General features: G+C 60.2%; 17 protein-coding genes. 4 read left to right on the forward strand and 13 right to left on the reverse strand.

What is annotated here, in order from left to right:
• Window positions 1-3 precede the first annotated feature (3 nt).
• Both ACQKEK_RS07745 and rloA2 read right to left on the reverse strand, forming a co-directional pair.
• Window positions 4-270: a DUF4212 domain-containing protein gene (locus ACQKEK_RS07745; protein WP_045423810.1), complete on the reverse strand. Its 267-nt coding sequence runs from the start codon at window positions 268-270 to the stop codon at window positions 4-6.
• A 649-nt stretch (window positions 271-919) separates the two neighbouring features.
• Window positions 920-1,441, reverse strand: a complete 522-nt coding sequence (gene rloA2 / locus ACQKEK_RS07750) for a retropepsin-like aspartic peptidase RloA2 (protein WP_045423808.1) — start codon at window positions 1,439-1,441, stop codon at window positions 920-922.
• A 144-nt stretch (window positions 1,442-1,585) separates the two neighbouring features.
• Here rloA2 and dbpA point away from each other — a divergent pair, with 144 nt between their 5' ends.
• A complete protein-coding gene (gene dbpA, locus ACQKEK_RS07755; protein ID WP_499141890.1) occupies window positions 1,586-2,965 on the forward strand; it encodes an ATP-dependent RNA helicase DbpA in 1,380 nt (459 codons plus the stop codon).
• 132 nt (window positions 2,966-3,097) lie between these two features.
• Here dbpA and ACQKEK_RS07760 read toward each other — a convergent pair whose 3' ends face one another.
• Window positions 3,098-4,579: a PhoX family protein gene (locus tag ACQKEK_RS07760; protein WP_499141891.1), complete on the reverse strand. Its 1,482-nt coding sequence runs from the start codon at window positions 4,577-4,579 to the stop codon at window positions 3,098-3,100.
• Window positions 4,580-4,771: 192 nt separating this feature from the next.
• Between ACQKEK_RS07760 and yccS the strand changes: the two genes are divergently transcribed.
• On the forward strand, window positions 4,772-6,955 hold the full coding sequence (yccS, locus tag ACQKEK_RS07765) for a YccS family putative transporter (RefSeq protein ID WP_499141893.1): 2,184 nt from the start codon (window positions 4,772-4,774) through the stop codon (window positions 6,953-6,955).
• Here yccS and ACQKEK_RS07770 read toward each other — a convergent pair.
• Window positions 6,946-7,746: a substrate-binding periplasmic protein gene (locus ACQKEK_RS07770; protein ID WP_499167573.1), complete on the reverse strand. Its 801-nt coding sequence runs from the start codon at window positions 7,744-7,746 to the stop codon at window positions 6,946-6,948. The genes yccS and ACQKEK_RS07770 overlap by 10 nt on opposite strands.
• 116 nt (window positions 7,747-7,862) lie before the next feature.
• Between ACQKEK_RS07770 and ACQKEK_RS07775 the strand changes: the two genes are divergently transcribed.
• Window positions 7,863-9,044, forward strand: a complete 1,182-nt coding sequence (locus tag ACQKEK_RS07775) for a BaiN/RdsA family NAD(P)/FAD-dependent oxidoreductase (protein WP_499141896.1) — start codon at window positions 7,863-7,865, stop codon at window positions 9,042-9,044.
• Here the strand turns inward: ACQKEK_RS07775 and ACQKEK_RS07780 are convergent, their stop codons facing one another.
• From ACQKEK_RS07780 to ACQKEK_RS07805, 6 genes are all read right to left on the reverse strand, one after another.
• Complete coding sequence (locus tag ACQKEK_RS07780; RefSeq protein ID WP_128120353.1) at window positions 9,045-9,233, reverse strand: hypothetical protein; 189 nt, start codon at window positions 9,231-9,233, stop codon at window positions 9,045-9,047.
• Between the two features lie 71 nt (window positions 9,234-9,304).
• Entirely contained in the window at window positions 9,305-9,610 is a 306-nt protein-coding gene (locus ACQKEK_RS07785; RefSeq protein ID WP_128120354.1) for a hypothetical protein, read from the reverse strand.
• A gap of 155 nt (window positions 9,611-9,765) precedes the next feature.
• Complete coding sequence (locus ACQKEK_RS07790; protein WP_499141897.1) at window positions 9,766-11,976, reverse strand: putative bifunctional diguanylate cyclase/phosphodiesterase; 2,211 nt, start codon at window positions 11,974-11,976, stop codon at window positions 9,766-9,768.
• Window positions 11,977-12,183: 207 nt separating this feature from the next.
• Window positions 12,184-12,657: a PA2171 family ribosome-binding persister protein gene (locus ACQKEK_RS07795; RefSeq protein WP_128120356.1), complete on the reverse strand. Its 474-nt coding sequence runs from the start codon at window positions 12,655-12,657 to the stop codon at window positions 12,184-12,186.
• 113 nt (window positions 12,658-12,770) lie between these two features.
• The gene (locus ACQKEK_RS07800; protein ID WP_045423791.1) at window positions 12,771-13,049 is read right to left on the reverse strand and encodes a DUF3509 domain-containing protein; all 279 of its coding nucleotides are present in this window, start codon (window positions 13,047-13,049) and stop codon (window positions 12,771-12,773) included.
• 201 nt (window positions 13,050-13,250) lie between these two features.
• Window positions 13,251-13,871, reverse strand: coding sequence for a class I SAM-dependent methyltransferase (locus ACQKEK_RS07805; protein WP_499141899.1), 621 nt, complete (start codon window positions 13,869-13,871; stop codon window positions 13,251-13,253).
• Between the two features lie 214 nt (window positions 13,872-14,085).
• On the opposite strand from ACQKEK_RS07805, the gene ACQKEK_RS07810 reads away from it, so the two are divergent.
• Window positions 14,086-14,478, forward strand: a complete 393-nt coding sequence (locus tag ACQKEK_RS07810) for a response regulator (RefSeq protein ID WP_499141900.1) — start codon at window positions 14,086-14,088, stop codon at window positions 14,476-14,478.
• A 60-nt stretch (window positions 14,479-14,538) separates the two neighbouring features.
• On the opposite strand, the gene fba is transcribed toward ACQKEK_RS07810, so the two are convergent.
• The 3 genes from fba to ACQKEK_RS07825 form a co-directional block, all read right to left on the reverse strand.
• Window positions 14,539-15,603, reverse strand: a complete 1,065-nt coding sequence (gene fba / locus ACQKEK_RS07815; RefSeq protein ID WP_045423785.1) for a class II fructose-bisphosphate aldolase — start codon at window positions 15,601-15,603, stop codon at window positions 14,539-14,541.
• Between the two features lie 168 nt (window positions 15,604-15,771).
• Window positions 15,772-16,104, reverse strand: a complete 333-nt coding sequence (locus ACQKEK_RS07820; protein ID WP_128120359.1) for an MliC family protein — start codon at window positions 16,102-16,104, stop codon at window positions 15,772-15,774.
• Between the two features lie 17 nt (window positions 16,105-16,121).
• Window positions 16,122-16,316: a hypothetical protein gene (locus tag ACQKEK_RS07825; protein ID WP_045431533.1), complete on the reverse strand. Its 195-nt coding sequence runs from the start codon at window positions 16,314-16,316 to the stop codon at window positions 16,122-16,124.
• Between the last annotated feature and the right edge of the window lie 73 nt (window positions 16,317-16,389).

Below are 16,389 nucleotides of genomic sequence, written 5' to 3' on the forward strand. Positions count from 1 at the left end.
TAGTTACTCCTCAACCCCGAATTCCTTGTCCAGTTTGTTCAGCCGCCACGCGTAGTGGAAGATGATCAAAATGAACGTAATGATGGAACCCTGTTGAGCGAACCAGAACCCCAGGTCAGTTCCCCCGACCGGGATACCCGCCAGCAAAGGGCGCAGAAGAATGGCGAAACCATATGAGACAAGAGCCCAAACTACCAAGCTCCATGTTATGAGGCGAACATTCGCCTTCCAGTACGCATCAGCATTTTTTTTGTCGTCGTCGTCGGCCATGACGTTCTCCGTCTTATTTTTATTACGGGTGAAGGGAACCACATCGTGAATTTAGCAAGGATGTGTCGTGGAAAGATAGCCCCGACTTTAGTCTGACGGGCTCTAGAACGAGCGCTAAAACGACACCCCCAACCGTCGCGTGACCGGCCCATATGCTCCCCGCAGGCCATATGCCAGCGCACTAGTAGTGCCTGAAGACACGCGACCCTCAAGCCATACACTGAGCGCTTCTGCCAGCACCTCAGCGGAATGGAACCCAATCTTTCGAGCCGCTTGCCGCGCGCAGAGGATCATTACTACCTGACTCAGCGGTCACGAAACAAAACAAGCGTTGAACTAAGGTTTTCAAATCCTCGAATACTAGCTACTAAACAAATACCCGAAATAATAAAGGCGCAAGACGACCTATATTTATCTTTCGCATAGGAGGGCACGAAGATCAGAGCAGTAATAAGATGCGCGAATTAAATAACACCTGAAGATTATGATTAGATTACAAGCCGAGTCAGGTTCGTCGACGGTAATAGTCGTTAATACGCATCGCTAAGTGCGATTCTGATTGCGACAAACCATAGGGGTTAAATGGGTGCGTCGGGCGCGGGAGGCTATTACCATCCGCGCCCGCTTGGCTCGCAGGAAGCGAGCCGAACTAGCAGGTGGGACGCCCAGCCGTATATTTCTGGGCAGGGTCGATTGCCGCCTCCAGGTCGCGAATCGCCGTCGCACCTATCAACAGCGGATAGCGGAAGTGGCTACGGTCGGTCAGGTTGACCTCGGTTTCGCGTAGCTGGTCACCGATGCATAACTGCATCTCGACAACCGGCCGCTCGGCTACATCCGGCCCACGCTCCACATCGGTGTCGTCGTCCGGGTCGACCGCCTCTTCTTTGCGGGTCTTGATTTCGGCGATTCGCGCCAGCCGATGCTCATATAGCGTGTCGTCAGCGCCCTCGACTGCCAGGCGGAATCTCACCCAGTCTTCACCATCTCGTTCGAAGCGTTCGATATCGCGCGCCGACAGCGAGGCTGTCATAGCGCCGGTGTCCATCTTCGCCTTGAGGGTCTTGCCGAGGTCTTCGATCTTGATCTGCTCATAGCGGCCAAACAGGGTTGGCTCAGCGGCAACGGCGGGAAGGGTTAAAGCGCTCAATAGCAACAACAAACGGGACAAAACGGCCTCCTGACTCTGTATTGACTTCAGTGGGACCGGCTGTCGTCGCGATCCGTTCCGCCCGTTGTGCCGGGCCATCGGCAGCACGCGTGGACGCGGGCCGCCTGTTAGACTGCGCCTCACTTTTTCTAGCAGATCAATACCGTGCCCAGTTCAGCCTTCGCCACCTTGCCCCTCAGCCCTGCAACGCTGGCCAACCTCGACGCCCTCGGCTATGCCGAAATGACGCCGATTCAGGCGCAAAGCCTGCCGGTCATGCTTAAAGGTATGGACCTTATCGCGCAGGCGAAGACCGGCAGCGGCAAAACCGCCGCCTTCGGTATTGCCCTGCTGGAGCCAATCAACCCGCGCTATTTTGGCTGTCAGGCGCTGGTGCTCTGCCCGACCCGCGAGCTGGCCGATCAGGTCGCCAAGGAACTGCGCCGGCTGGCGCGCTCGGCAGACAACATCAAGATCCTGACGCTTTGCGGCGGCGTGTCCATCGGCCCGCAAATCGGTTCGTTGGAACATGGCGCCCATGTCATCGTCGGCACGCCTGGGCGCGTTCAGGAACACCTGAAAAAGGGCACGCTGAAACTCGACGGCCTCAACAAGCTGATCCTCGACGAAGCCGACCGCATGCTCGATATGGGTTTCTACGATGCGATTGCCGAGATCATCGGGCAGACCCCGAGCAAGCGGCAAACCCTGCTGTTCTCGGCAACCTACCCCAGCGGCATCAAGCAACTCGCGTCGACCTTCATGCGTGATCCGCAGCAGGTCAAGGTCGAAGCCCTGCATGACGACACCCAAATCGAGCAGCGCTTTTACGAGATCGATCCCGAGGCACGCATGCAGGCGGTTATTCGCATCCTCGCCAGCTTCCGACCCGAGACCTGCGTGGCCTTCTGCTTTACCAAGCAGCAGTGCCAGGAATTGGTCGACGCCCTCACCGAAAAAGGGATCTCTGCCATGGCGCTGAACGGCGATCTGGAGCAGCGCGACCGCGATCAGGTGCTGGCGATGTTCAGCAACCGCAGCCTGTCGGTGCTGGTCGCGACCGATGTGGCGGCCCGCGGATTGGATATCGACGCGCTGGACATGGTGATTAACGTCGAGCTGGCACGCGATTCCGAAATTCACATTCACCGGGTCGGACGTACCGGTCGCGCCGGCAAGAAAGGCATCGCCATCAGCCTCGTCGCCCCGGCCGAAGGCCACCGCGCCCAGGCCATCGAGGACCGGCAGAAAGCGCCGCTCAATTGGCAGCCCCTGAGTGATCTGAAAGTGCAGCCAGGCGAACCGCTGCAACCGCCGATGGTGACGCTGTGCATCGGCGCAGGCCGCAAGGACAAGCTGCGACCCGGCGACATCCTCGGCGCACTGACAGGCGATGCGGGAATTCCGGGCAAGCAGGTGGGCAAGATCGCGATCTTCGACTTTCAGGCGTTTGTCGCGGTCGAGCGCGACCTGGCCAAGCAGGCAATGAATCGCCTGAACTCCGGCAAGATCAAGGGGCGTTCATTGAAGGTCAGGCAGCTCTAAGCTGAATGCTGAATGTAGGGTGGATCACGCTTCTCCGATCCACCAGCGACGGTGGACGTAAGAAGCGACGTCCACCCTACAAACTAAACAAGTCCGATCAGCTCCTTCTGATCGGGCTCATCAGAACTGGACTTACAGCGAACCGCGAGCCCATGGACCCCAGATGGCAAACGTGATGCCGGGGGTCTGGATGTTGACGAACAGGAAGTGTCCGGTCGGGTCGAAGCAGGCGCCGCAGAACTCACGGTTGCGGTAGTCGCCGCCCGAAGCGTTCTTCCCGGCCGCAGCGGCCTGGACGTCATCGAACACCACGTTGTTCTTGGCGAAGATGTAGGCCTCCCCCGCGGTGGTCAGGCCCAGCAGGCGTTCGCCAAAGCCGAAAGCGTCCTGCACACCACCACCGTCTTCGCACAGAAGCACACCGCCGCGCGGGCTGACCGTAATGTTGTCCGGGTTGTTGGCGATTTCGGCGTCGGTGGAAGCGAAGATGCAGGTCAAGCGGTCATTCGCCAGATCGTGCACCCACACCGCCCCACGGCCGTAACCGGGGCGGCCCTGACTGTCGGTACCGGCACTGGTGTCGACAATGTAGAGCTTGCCCTCGCTGTACCAGATGCCTTCGCCGCGGCTCATGCTCAGGCCGCCGGCCTGACGCCCCTGAACATAAGGGCCGCTGCCTTCGGGCTGAGGCTCGAGGTCCGGATTCGATACTTCCACCCACTCCAGTTGATAGCTGTCGCCCTGCTTCGGCGCATGCAGGTCGATCAACGCACGATTACGCACCCGAGCGGCTTGCAGTATTCCGCCCGAGGCAAGTGAACCTGGCTGCTGGCTCGCGTCAGTGGGGATATAGCGGTAATAGCCGGATTGGTTGCGGGCGTCTTCCGTCAAATAGACATAGCTGTTACGCGGGTCCACTGCAACCGCTTCGTGGCGGAAGCGACCCATCTGCACGATCGGCTGGCCAGTGGTCAGCGCCGGGTCGGCCGTCACCTCAAACACATAGCCGTGGGCGTGACCACCCACGCTGCGGTAGTCAGAGGTGTTCTCTTCACAGGTTAACCAGGTGCCCCAAGGCGTGACACCGCCGGCGCAGTTGGTACGGGTTCCGCCGAGGCTCGGCAGGGTGCGTACCGGCTGCATGATGTCGCGGGAGACATAAAGGTTGGTGGTGCCGCCGGCCGGACGCTGGCCGTTGGACAGGGTCACGTTATCGTAGATGCCGGTGGCGTCGATCAGCGGGCCGGTGCTGGCTTCATGGTTACGCACCAGCACGATTTCCGGGCCATGCTGGCCGCGACGCACCTCGATAACGCCCATGCCGTCATGCGACGTAGGGACAGGCTGACCGTTTTCCATCAGGTCGCCAGTCCATGAAAAGCTCTTGTACTGGAATCCATCGGGCAGCTGGAGCAATTCCAGACCGGTGCTCAGGTCCTTGGTCGGACGCAACGGGCCGTAGCTGCTGCGAACCAGGCCGGCGCCGCGACCTTGTGCGTTACGTGCAGCGAAGGCTTCGAGCGTGCCGAGAAACGGCGTGCTGGCGACGACGGCGGCGGTGATAGCGCCACCTTTGAGCAGGCTGCGGCGGCTGGCATCGTGTTCACGGTTCATGCGGTGTCCTCTTTTATAGGAATGGGAGGGGGCGCATGAATGAAGCCAGACGAATACGGCTAAACGATGACCGTGCGGTTTCGTTCCGATGATGCGAGACGGATGGACGGTATAAGCTTTGCTTCGATTGCCGTGACGTCAGCCCACGGCCGACGTCCTACCTTCTTCTCCCAGCCAGGTCCGACTCGTTTTATGCGCTCACCCTCGCTCAGCCATTCCCTGCGCCAGCTCTGGGCACTGGACAAGTTCGGCTACAGCCTTCGCGTACTGATCGCACTGGCCGGCAGCATGGGATTGAGCTGGTACCTCTCCCAACCATCCATGGCGATTCCCTTGTTCCTCGGCGTCATTGCCAGCGCATTGGCGGAAACCGACGACAGCTGGCTAGGGCGGTTATCGGCCCTGCTGGTCACACTGCTGTGCTTCAGCATTGCCGCGGCTTCGGTGCAGCTGCTGTTCCCATTCCCTCTGCTGTTTGCGCTCGGCATGGCGGCATCAGCGTTCGGCCTGGTGATGCTCGGTGCACTAGGCGAACGCTACGCAACCATCGCCCAGGCGACGTTGATTCTGTCGATCTACAGCATGATCGCAGCCGACCAGCGTGGCGGCGAGGCGCTGCATCCCTGGCGCGACCCGCTGCTGTTACTGGCGGGCGCGACCTGGTACGGCCTGCTTTCCGTCGTTTGGAATGCGCTCTTTGCCCACCAGCCCGTACAGCAAAGTCTGGCCCGCCTGTACCGGGAGCTGGGGCAGTACTACAAACTCAAGGCCGCCCTGTTCGAGCCGGTGCGCCAGTTGGATGTGGAAGAACGTCGCCTGCAACTGGCGCAGCAGAACGGCCGGGTGGTAAGCGCGCTGAATGCCACCAAGGAAACCTTGTTGCATCGCCTGGGCAATGGTCGGCCCGGAGCGAAGATCAGCCACTACCTCAAGCTCTACTTCCTTGCACAGGACCTGCACGAGCGCGTCAGCTCCTCGCACTATCCTTACCAGGAGCTGGCCGAGGCGTTCTTTCACAGCGACGTGCTGTTTCGTTGCGGCAGGCTGCTGCGTTTGCAGGGCTTGGCTTGCGTGGACCTGGCGAATGCCGTCCAGCTGCGTCAGCCGTTTCGCTACAGCGAAGCCAATGCACAGGCACTGGCGGACCTGGAGTCGTCGCTCGAACACCTGCGGCTGCAGAGCAACCCGGCGTGGCGCGGGCTGTTGCGCTCACTGCGGGCATTGTCCGGCAATCTCGCGACCATGCAGCGCCAGCTGTCCACGGCGACCAACCCCGATGCCCTGGAAGGGGAACAGGACAGCAGCCTGCTGGATCGGCAGCCACAATCGTTGCGGGATGCGTTCAACCGTATCCGCTTGCAGCTGACGCCCACCTCCCTGCTGTTCCGCCATGCCCTGCGCATGAGTTTGGCGCTGCTTTGTGGCTATGCCGTGCTCCACACGATCCACCCCGAACAGGGTTATTGGGTATTGCTGACGACGGTGTTCGTCTGCCAGCCCAACTACGGCGCCACGCGGATCAAGCTGGTCCAGCGCGTGACGGGCACGGCGCTCGGCCTGGCTGTTGGCTGGGCGCTGTTCGATCTGTTTCCCAGCCAGCAGATACAGGCGCTGTTCGCCGTGATCGCAGGCGTCGTGTTCTTCGCCACTCGCAGCAGCCGCTACACCCTAGCGACTGCGGCGATCACGCTGCTGGTACTGTTCTGTTTCAATCAGGTGGGTGACGGTTACGGGCTGTTCTGGCCTCGGCTGGTCGACACCATCCTGGGCAGCCTGATCGCGGCGGCCGCCGTGTTCTTCGTACTGCCGGACTGGCAGGGCCGGCGCCTCAATCAGGTCGTCGCCAATACCCTCGCGCGTAGCGCCGACTATCTACGGCAAATCATGACCCAGTACGAAAGCGGCAAGCGTGATGACCTGGCGTATCGACTGGCGCGGCGCAACGCACACAACGCCGACGCGGCGCTCTCCACCACCTTGTCGAACATGCTCCTGGAACCTGGGCATTTCCGTAAGGACGCGGAAACCGGCTTCCGCTTCTTGATCCTCTCGCACACGCTGCTCAACTACCTGTCGGGCTTGGGCGCCCACCGCGAGAGTCTGCCCGACGATGCGCGTGACGAAATGCTGGAAAGCGCGGCACAGCAATTAGCGAGCAGCCTCGACGAGCTGGCCAACGGGCTGCAACACAACCAACCGGTTGCCGTTTACAGCGAAGCAGAGGAAGCGCTGGCGCAACAGCTGGAGCAGACCTCGGAAGACATCGACGATAGCCATCGCCTGCTGCAGACCCAGTTGGGGCTGATCTGCCGGCAGCTGGCACCACTACGCAGCATGGCCGCGCACCTGATCAAACAGCCGCAGCCTCAAGGCTGAGGCAGCGAATCCGGCGAAGGGAGACCATGACGCGCGAAGATGGCCGCGTAGGTGCCATCCTCGACCATCGCCTCGATCTCGCGGTTGAAGGCCGCAATGATTGCAGCCTGCTGCGGATGATCATTACGCACCACCAGCGACAGATCGCGAATGCTGAATTCACCCGGCACGAAACTCAGCCCATCACTCACATCCTTGAGCGAGCCGCTGAAGTGAAACAGCACAGTACGCTCGTCCTCAAGGGCCAGATCAGCGCGATCGGCCAGCAGCATTCGAGCCGCCTGCACGAAGTTATTGGCGTAGCCTTTGTTGAGTGTTGAATCGTCTGCCAGCTCATCGCTATAGGCATAACCATTGGTCAGCACGATGTCATAAGTGCGCAGACTTTCACGTCCCTCATAGCGGATGCCCGCACCCTGCCGCTGTACCCAACGCACCCGGTTGCTCAGAAAGGGACGACTGTACGTTGCGTAGTCTGCATGCCGGGTCGTGAACCAGTCGTTGATGATGTCGTACTTGCCTTGCTGTAACCCCAGTACCACCCGCTCCCAAGGCACCTCGGTGTAGGTGACGTCATAGCCCGCGCGACCAAGCGCCGTGCGGATAAGCTCGACCGACAACCCGTCGCCGGGCAAGGTTTGGTCTGTGTAGGGCGGCCAGGCATCACCTGCCAGTCTCAGCACTTCGGCAGAAACCGACGCAGTGGTCGACAGCAGCATTCCAACCATAAATTTTTTTATTCTTGTCAACGCGCTCTCCCGCACACTCATGGCGAAGCGCCACCAGCGCAAGCTAATCACAACCAGCGCCGTTTGGGATGCCCGGCTCGTCGGTTGCCGGGAGACCGAGCTGCAGCCAGCGAGCGGCAGGAGTACCATCGCGCATTTTCCGGGCGAGGTAGCTGGCAGTGCAGACGGACGTGGTAGTAATCGGCGCAGGGGCTGCCGGGCTGATGTGCGCCTTCACAGCAGCCGCCCGGGGCAGACGGGTCCTGCTCATCGACCACGCGAACAAGGCCGGCAAAAAGATCCTCATGTCAGGCGGTGGCCGCTGCAACTTCACCAACCTCTACACCGAGCCGGCCAACTTCCTTTCCGGCAATCCGCATTTCTGCAAATCCGCGCTCGCCCGTTATACCCAGTGGGACTTCATCGAGATGGTCAGCCGTCACGGCGTGCCCTACCACGAGAAGAAGCTGGGCCAGCTGTTCTGCGATAACAAGGCGAGCGACATACTGGCTATGCTGCTGGACGAGTGCGAGCAGGCCGGCGTCGACTTGCGGCTCGAGACGGCCATACAAACCATAGACAAAGCGGATGGTGGCTACCAGCTGCTGACCGATGCAGGACCGGTAACCTGCCAGTCGCTGGTGATCGCCACAGGCGGCTTGTCGATCCCGACCCTCGGTGCGAGCGGATTCGGTTATCAAGTGGCGCGGCAGTTCGGTCACACCGTGCTGCCGACCCGTGCAGGCTTGGTGCCCTTCACCATCACCGAGCCACAATTGAAGTCGATGTGCGAGGCGCTGTCGGGGACTTCAGTCGAGGATTGCCTGGTCAGCTGCAACGGCCAAACCTTCCGCGAAAACATTCTGTTCACCCATCGCGGGCTGTCCGGTCCGGCGATTCTGCAGGTCTCCTCCTACTGGGAGCCGGGCGATGCCATCGAGATCAACCTGTTGCCGCATCTGAACCTGAGCGAGTGGCTGGACGAGCAATGCCGCGAGCGCCCCAATACCGAACTGAAAACCCTGCTCGGCGAACTGTTCACCCGCAAGATGGCCGGACTTCTGGCAGAACACTGGTTCGTCTCTAAGCCGTTGAAGCAGTATTCGGCCAACGAGCTGATCGAAATCGCCGAGCAATTGGGTTGCTGGCGCCTGGTGCCAGCAGGCACCGAGGGCTATCGGACGGCCGAGGTGACCCTCGGCGGCGTGGATACGAAGGAAGTGTCATCCAAGACGATGGAGTCGCAGAAATCACCAGGCCTGTATTTCGTTGGTGAAGTTCTGGACGTGACCGGCCACCTTGGCGGCTTCAACTTCCAGTGGGCCTGGGCTTCAGGGTACGCCGCCGCGCAATACGCCTAGCTACTCGTTGGCCAAGTTGGACGGCGGCGATAGTTCACGAGGCCCGGCCGGGTCGGTCGCAGTGTTCTGAAATTCCTGCTGATTTCGTTCATTGTTGCGCAGCGCTGACGGCTCTTCGTCCGGCGAGCAGCCGACCAGTGTCAGGGCGAGTGGAAGTGCGGCGGTCATGGCAATCAGTCGGGATTTCATATCGATTCTCCTGCCGTGCGGTGTACTACGCGAAGTGGCGGACACTGCACATGCTTAAGCTGAACGTGGATTTACTGAGCGGCACCTGACGCGCCGCGTGTGGTGTTGGGTGCCGTACCCGCGCCGGACGCTGTGCCCAGACCGCTGCCGTTATCCGCTGGCGCTGTGTCCATATTGCCCTCTGCACCGGTTGCCAGTGGCGCACCAGCTTCAGGACCGGCACCCTCTCCATCATTGGAGGGTGGCGCACCCGTGAAGGGCGGCTCAGGTTTTTCGATCGCAGGTTCGGGCGTCGCCACCTCCCGATCAACGTCATCCTGTCCACAACCCACCAGGACCAGGCCAAGAACAGGGGCACACAGATAGGCCAATCGCATCAATACCTCCAAGCATCTATCCCGCGAGTAGCCTGCGGGCATGAGTCAATCCTTATCAAAATTGACCCTGTAGACAGCCCGGAGTGCCCCGCCCCAGTGTCCAGGCCGCCCGACGGTTCCGAGTGGCTGCCTGCAGCTGCCGATAGGCTGGCGACCTAGGCCGACACGGCCAACTGCCAAAGCCCGTCGACGCAATGGTCACGGCGGAAGTGCTGCCGTAGGTCTTCAGCCGACAGGGGTCGGCTGAATAGATAACCTTGGGCGTACTCGCAGCATTCGGCCTCGAGGAAGGCTAGATGGCTCGCCTCTTCAACGCCCTCGGCGACTACCGTCAGACCGAGGCTCTGACCCAACCCGATGATGGCCCGACTGATTACCGCGGAGTCGGCATCGTCCGCCACACCCGCGATGAAACTGCGGTCGACCTTGAGAATGTGCAGGGGAAACTGCTTCAAATAACCTAGCGAGCAGTAGCCGGTACCGAAGTCATCCAGCGCCAGCCGCACGCCAAGGTCGGCGATTTCCTGCAAGGTCGCCAGCACCGCATCGCTGTGCTGCATCAGCAGGGTTTCGGTAATCTCCAGCACCAGGCTCGAAGCGGGCAGCTGCGTCTCGCCAAGTACAGCGACCAGACGGTGGATAAAATCGGCCTGCTGCAGCTGCCGAATCGACAGGTTCACCGAGCAGTAGAGCCGCGACTGACCGGCCTGCTGCCAGCGACGCACCTGCGCACAGGCCTCTCGCAACACCCACTCGCCGACCCGGACGATCTCCCGTGACTCCTCGAGTATCGGGATAAATTCCTGGGGGCCGACCGAGTGCCCGTCATGTTGCCAGCGCAGCAGTGCCTCAACCCCGGCCAGATGGGCCTGCCCATCAACCAGGCGGCAGATCGGTTGATAGCAGAGCGTGAATTCGTTGCGTTCGAGGGCCTGCGCCAAGTTGCTTTGCAGCTCCAGTTGACGCTGCGCCGTACTCTGCAGCCCTTCGCAGTACAGAGCGAACTGGTTCTTGCCTGCGTTCTTGGCGCAGTAAAGCGCCAAATCTGCGGCTTGCAATGCATCTAGCGGTTTGCCGTCACGCTGTAACGGAGCGATACCGATGCTGGCACTGAGCGAAAGTGTTCGCTCATCCAGTTGCAAAGGTTCCCGTAGCGCGTTGAGCATGCGCTGCGCCACGCGCTCGGCGTCGCTGGCGTACGCAAGGTCGCCCAGCAACGCCACGAACTCATCGCCACCGAAGCGGGCAAGATGATCACCGGGGCGCAGGCAACCGGAGAGGCGTCGAGCAACCTCCACCAGGACCTGGTCGCCAACACGGTGACCCAGGCTGTCATTGATCAGCTTGAAACGATCAATATCGACGAATAGCAGCGCTGAGTCCCGAACCCCGCCCCGCTGCTGCGCGGCCTTGAGGAGCTCATCCATATGCAGACGATTCGCCAGCCCGGTGAGCGAATCGTGACGGGCCGCGTAGTGCAGACAACTTTCGGCGATCTTGCGTGCGCTGATATTGGTTTGCGAGCCGGCCATGCGCCGCCCGCTGCGTTCGCAATGCTCGACCACGCCGCGCACCTGCACCCAGAGATATTCGCCATAGTGGGTTTGAATGCGGTACTCATGGTTCAACGATGCCGTGCGACCACCGAGGTGCGCGGAAATGGCTTCGCGCAATCCCGCCAGATCATCCGGATGGACCCGATTGAACCAGCTGTCGCTGGTGTATCCGGGCTCGGCGGAAAGGCCCAGCATGGCCATCCAGCGTTCGGAGAGATAGAGCTGATCGGCATCGATGTGCCAGTCCCAGATGCCATCCTCGGTGCCCCTCATGGCACGGGCCAAGCGCGCTTCACTGTCTTCCAGGGCCTGACGCTGCGCCACCGTGTAGGTGTCAATCGCGAGAATCATGTCGAAGAACACCGCCTTGAGCAGGCTGTCGAACACGGCATACCCCGGCGCATCACCCACTAACTCCGCCAGCATGTCGCTGAGATACAGGCGATAGGCGCCCAGATACCACTCCAGGTCGACGCCCACGCGCTGATGCACCAGCCCGACAAGCAGACGGTCCGTTACATAACTACGGTCGTATGGGCCACTCCACAACCGCTCGTAATAACTTCGCTGGCTATGCTTGAGTCGCACGAGCCGCTGGGGATCGGCAAGCAGCGCCGTCGGCACCTCGAAGGCGGCCATGTGGGTGTAGAGGCGCTCAATGAACTTGGCATGCACATCGTCTAGATCGGCGGCTGCACTGTTCAACCGTGCGCCATCGCTTGGTTGCCACTCCAGAAAGCGCATGCGCGTACGGATCGCCTCAGGTCCGAGACCAATCCGCTTCAGCAATTCCTTTAGCTCGTCTTCCATCCGCCACCTACTCTGAAGCCGCCAAGCGTGGCTCCTTTCGTTTGACCCGCTACGAGCAGGCAATACCGCCACCAGGTAGCGCTAGGCCATCAAGCCTGACAGTAGCGTTGAGCAGGGATGTTGATGCAGATCAGCGAGGCGCCGAGCGAGGCCTAGTGCTTTCGTAGGCCCAGATAGACCGGGGCATTGCGCCCCGGTATCGTTGAATCAAGCTGCCTGTTTGGCAGTAAATTCTTTCTTCAGGCGGGTCTTGAGCGCTTCCATCTGCTGCCCCATCTCGTTCAGCTTGTCTTCGCTGAACAGTTCACGCGCAGAAGGAAACATCTCGGACTCTTCTTCCTCGATGTGATGTTCGAGCAGCTCCTTGCACACTTTCACGCGCCCGGAGAATTCAAGCGTCGACGGGTCAGTTGCCTTGAGATCAGGCAACACCAGCGAATCGACCGCACGGTGCTCTTCCTTGGCCTCGTGATACATAGTCTTTTCCTCTTTTCCGCCGGCCTCCTTGAAGGCTGGATAGAGAATCTGCTCTTCAAGCTGGGTATGGATCGACACCTCCATCTCCAGCTTTTGCAGCAACTCGGTACGGGTCTTGACCGCACGTTCGGTGGTATCGCTGAGGCGCGTCAGGATGTCTTTGACTTTCTCGTGGTCATCAATCAATAAGTCGATAGCGTTCATGATATTTCCTCTATCAGGTTTGTGCTGCATTCGGGCTCTTCGGCCTGATCGTCAGCACGAGGGAGTGTGTCTGGGAACGACAGGCCTGCGGCAGTGCAGGCCTGTGGTGCGACTCAGGCGTACTCGTAGGTGGGCAGCCCGGTGCGGCTCTGGCTCTGCAAGCGGGCAATGGCTGGCGACATTCCTGCTTCCAATGCGAGGTCGCGGCGGACCGAGCTGATGACCCATTCCAGCTGAATGTCGGTCTGGGTCTGTCCTTTGGACAGGGCCCGCTTGATGACGTCTCTATCATCGTTACGAAGCGTTAGCAGAAGCCCACCATCCGGACGAGGTGCGGTGATGACTTCGAACTCGGGAAACGCGGCAGAGAGAACTTTTTCAGCGGCAATCATTATTGTGTACTCCGGTTATGTTCCAGCGTACCTAGCTAGAGCATCGATCATGCCAACCGGATGTCCACAAAATCCCGCATCATTTCAGTGACTTACGTCACATAATAGCGTTTTGTACACATGCAAAACGCATGACGGTTACGCTTACGGCATGCATTCTGCGTTGCCGAAGAACAAAAATAGAAGTTCGCTGTCCTGCGCTCAAGCCTTGCGCCAGACGCTTGCAAGCCACGGCTGTTGCTCGCGCGGCAACCCGGGCGGGCGATAGTAATGCTCCAATTCAATGAACCCGACGGACTGCAGTAAGCGCTGCCAAGTCGGCCAGTCGTACCAGGTGCCGTAGCGAGCGCCACTCCAGCCTTCCTGATTGTCGCCACGTGGATTTGAGCAAAACAGCACGCCGGACGGACGCAGCGCTTCGCGCAGCGAAGACAAGACATGAGTGATTTCGCTGCTGGGCAGATGAAACAGCACGGCATTAGCAAAGATGCCGTCAAAGGTTCCGCTCGGCAGATCCAGCTCCAGAAAGTTCTGGTGCAGCACCTCGCAGCCGGTATCGGCACGCGCCATCCGGACAAAGGGCTCGGCTCCATCGACGCCAACGGCAATATGCCCTCGCTCGGTGAATGCCTTGAGGTCCCGCCCGGGCCCGCAGCCAAGATCGAGAATGCGCAGCGGCGGCTCACCCTGGATATGCCGCAGCAAGGCGTCGATGTTCTGGCTGACGTCGTGGTCTCGGGTGCCCTCGCGAAACGCTTCGGCGTTGGTACGGTAATCGTCCAACGTCAGTTCTGAAATGGCACGATGATTTTCGTCAGGCATGAGCGAGCTCCGGTGATGAAGAGGCGAGCCTAACGGCACGATTGTCGATTGCCAACGCATGTGAAACCGCGGAAACCGCGTAAAAGCACAGCAAGCAGTTGACGGATGGCTGCACATCGCTGAACTTGCTGTACGGCGCTAGCTCCAACGCTGATTCGCGTGAATTAATACCCACGCCGCACTATGTTCATGAAACACATCGAGAATCGCTCCGATGAGCCAACCACCCAATAAAGTCGTTTTACTCGTCGAGGACGAACCTCACATTCTTGCCCTGCTGTCTGATTACCTCGCAGGCGAAGGCTATAAGGTATTGGAGGCGGCAGGCGCGCCACAGGCCTTCGAGATCTTGGCGACAAAGCCGCAGCTTGATTTGCTGGTAACTGACTTCCGTCTTCCTGGCGGCGTGTCCGGGGTGATGATCGCTGAACCCGCACTGAAGCTGCGCCCTGATCTCAAGGTCATCTTCATCAGCGGCTACCCAATCGAAATCTACGAATCGGGCAGCGACATCGCGCGTTCCGCACCGATTCTGGCCAAGCCTTTCTCGCTAGACACCTTGCGCAGCCAGATCCAGCAGTTATTGGCCGAACCACGCGCCCTCTGATTTAGCCCCCTCATAACGCAACGAGCCCGCACTAGGCGGGCTCGTCATCAACGCTTCGACTCAGTTGACCTTGGGGTCGAGTTCGCCGCGCGCATAACGCTCGAACATGGCGTCCAGGGAGATCGGCTTGATCTTCGACGCGTTGCCGGCGGTACCGAAAGCTTCGTAACGGGCAATGCAGATGTCGCGCATCGCAGTTACGGTCTTCGCCAGGTACTTGCGGGGGTCGAATTCGCTGGGGTTCTTCGCCATGAATTCGCGGATCGCACCGGTGGAGGCGAGACGCAGATCGGTGTCGATGTTGACCTTGCGCACGCCGTACTTGATGCCTTCGACGATTTCCTCAACCGGCACGCCGTAGGTTTCCTTGATGTCACCACCGTACTCATTGATGATTTTCAGCCATTCCTGCGGGACCGAGGAGGAGCCATGCATGACCAGATGGGTATCCGGGATGCGCTGATGGATCTCCTTGATGCGCTGGATCGACAGGGTGTCACCGGTTGGCGGCTTGGTGAACTTGTAGGCGCCGTGGCTGGTGCCGATGGCGATGGCCAGCGCATCGACCTTGGTCTTGGCGACAAAGTCAGCGGCTTCTTCCGGATCGGTCAGCAGCTGGCTGTGATCCAGGGTGCCCTCGGCACCGACGCCGTCTTCCTCACCGGCCATGCCGGTTTCCAGCGAGCCCAGGCATCCCAGCTCACCTTCTACCGACACGCCACAGGCGTGGGCGAAGGCGACGGTCTGCTGAGTGACGCGGACATTGTATTCGTAATCGGACGGCGTCTTGCCGTCTTCACGCAGCGAGCCGTCCATCATGACTGAGCTGAAGCCCAGCTGGATGGAGCGCTGGCAAATGTCAGGGCTGGTGCCGTGGTCCTGGTGCATGACCACCGGGATATGCGGGAATTCTTCTACCGCCGCGAGGATCAGGTGACGCAGAAACGGTGCGCCTGCGTATTTACGAGCACCGGCCGAAGCCTGGACGATCACCGGGGAGTCGGTCTTGTCGGCCGCTTCCATGATGGCTCGCATCTGCTCGAGGTTGTTTACGTTGAAGGCCGGCACGCCGTAGCCGAATTCGGCGGCGTGGTCGAGCATCTGGCGCATGCTGATGAGTGCCATGTTTTCCTTTCTCCCGGTTAGGGTCGTTTAATCATGTAAAGCCTGCCGCAGGGGCCGGCGCTGTTCAAGCACCGCGCGGTATGGCGCGGCATTGTAGTGGTGGACGGCTCAAAAGCCATCAGGCCCGGCGAAAACGCCGCAAAACAGGGTAATCGCCCGCCTTTTCGATCAGATGTTGATCAACGACGCGCTGCAACCATGGGCGAGCAGCTTGTCATCCGCCAGGCGATAGACCAGCGCGCCTGTCCCCTTGTCGTGGAAGGCCACAACGCCATCGCTATAGAAAGCACCACGGGTCACGGGTTCCTTGCGCAACCTATGGACTTGCTGACTGTCTCCGATTTTCAGCTCCACCATCTGGCGACTTTCATCAGCATAGCGCCAGGCAATGTTCTGCTTACTCTGGCACTTCCAGCCTACGAAGGGGGCGTCCGGGCCGGATTGCCAGTGGCCGCACCCGGCAAGGAGTAATGCAGCAATCGAAATGAGCAGGCCTTTCATCGGTTCTCCTAGCGGGCTCAGGAACAGTCCTGGACATCGGCAGCGGTGCCTGCAGTCGGGTCGCCAGTGCTCTGCATCTCAATGCGCTGATCGTTCTGCGCGGTCGGGCTTTGTACTGGTGGCGGGTCGATCACTTCACAGAGCGAGTCTGGTGAACCTCCGGCACAACCGGCCAGGCCAAGACAGCAAACAGCTATTGCGGCGTAACGCATGGTGAGTCTCCATTCCTCGTCTGGACAGAACAGAGACAGCAACCAGTCGCAGGGGTTGCCTTAGCCGTTACGC

The sequence above is a fragment of the Pseudomonas sp. NPDC077408 genome (assembly GCF_050269105.1).
Taxonomy (GTDB): domain Bacteria; phylum Pseudomonadota; class Gammaproteobacteria; order Pseudomonadales; family Pseudomonadaceae; genus Stutzerimonas.

Excerpts from the sequence above, each read along its gene's own strand:
- ACQKEK_RS07745 (WP_045423810.1), bottom strand. The coding sequence starts at position 270 with ATGGCCGACGACGACGACAAAAAAAATGCTGATGCGTACTGGAAGGCG.
- ACQKEK_RS07760 (WP_499141891.1), bottom strand. The coding sequence starts at position 4,579 with ATGAACCGTGAACACGATGCCAGCCGCCGCAGCCTGCTCAAAGGTGGC.
- yccS (WP_499141893.1), top strand. The coding sequence starts at position 4,772 with ATGCGCTCACCCTCGCTCAGCCATTCCCTGCGCCAGCTCTGGGCACTG.
- ACQKEK_RS07780 (WP_128120353.1), bottom strand. The coding sequence starts at position 9,233 with ATGAAATCCCGACTGATTGCCATGACCGCCGCACTTCCACTCGCCCTG.
- ACQKEK_RS07785 (WP_128120354.1), bottom strand. The coding sequence starts at position 9,610 with ATGCGATTGGCCTATCTGTGTGCCCCTGTTCTTGGCCTGGTCCTGGTG.
- ACQKEK_RS07790 (WP_499141897.1), bottom strand. The coding sequence starts at position 11,976 with ATGGAAGACGAGCTAAAGGAATTGCTGAAGCGGATTGGTCTCGGACCT.
- ACQKEK_RS07795 (WP_128120356.1), bottom strand. The coding sequence starts at position 12,657 with ATGAACGCTATCGACTTATTGATTGATGACCACGAGAAAGTCAAAGAC.
- ACQKEK_RS07800 (WP_045423791.1), bottom strand. The coding sequence starts at position 13,049 with ATGATTGCCGCTGAAAAAGTTCTCTCTGCCGCGTTTCCCGAGTTCGAA.
- ACQKEK_RS07805 (WP_499141899.1), bottom strand. The coding sequence starts at position 13,871 with ATGCCTGACGAAAATCATCGTGCCATTTCAGAACTGACGTTGGACGAT.
- ACQKEK_RS07810 (WP_499141900.1), top strand. The coding sequence starts at position 14,086 with ATGAGCCAACCACCCAATAAAGTCGTTTTACTCGTCGAGGACGAACCT.
- fba (WP_045423785.1), bottom strand. The coding sequence starts at position 15,603 with ATGGCACTCATCAGCATGCGCCAGATGCTCGACCACGCCGCCGAATTC.
- ACQKEK_RS07820 (WP_128120359.1), bottom strand. The coding sequence starts at position 16,104 with ATGAAAGGCCTGCTCATTTCGATTGCTGCATTACTCCTTGCCGGGTGC.
- ACQKEK_RS07825 (WP_045431533.1), bottom strand. The coding sequence starts at position 16,316 with ATGCGTTACGCCGCAATAGCTGTTTGCTGTCTTGGCCTGGCCGGTTGT.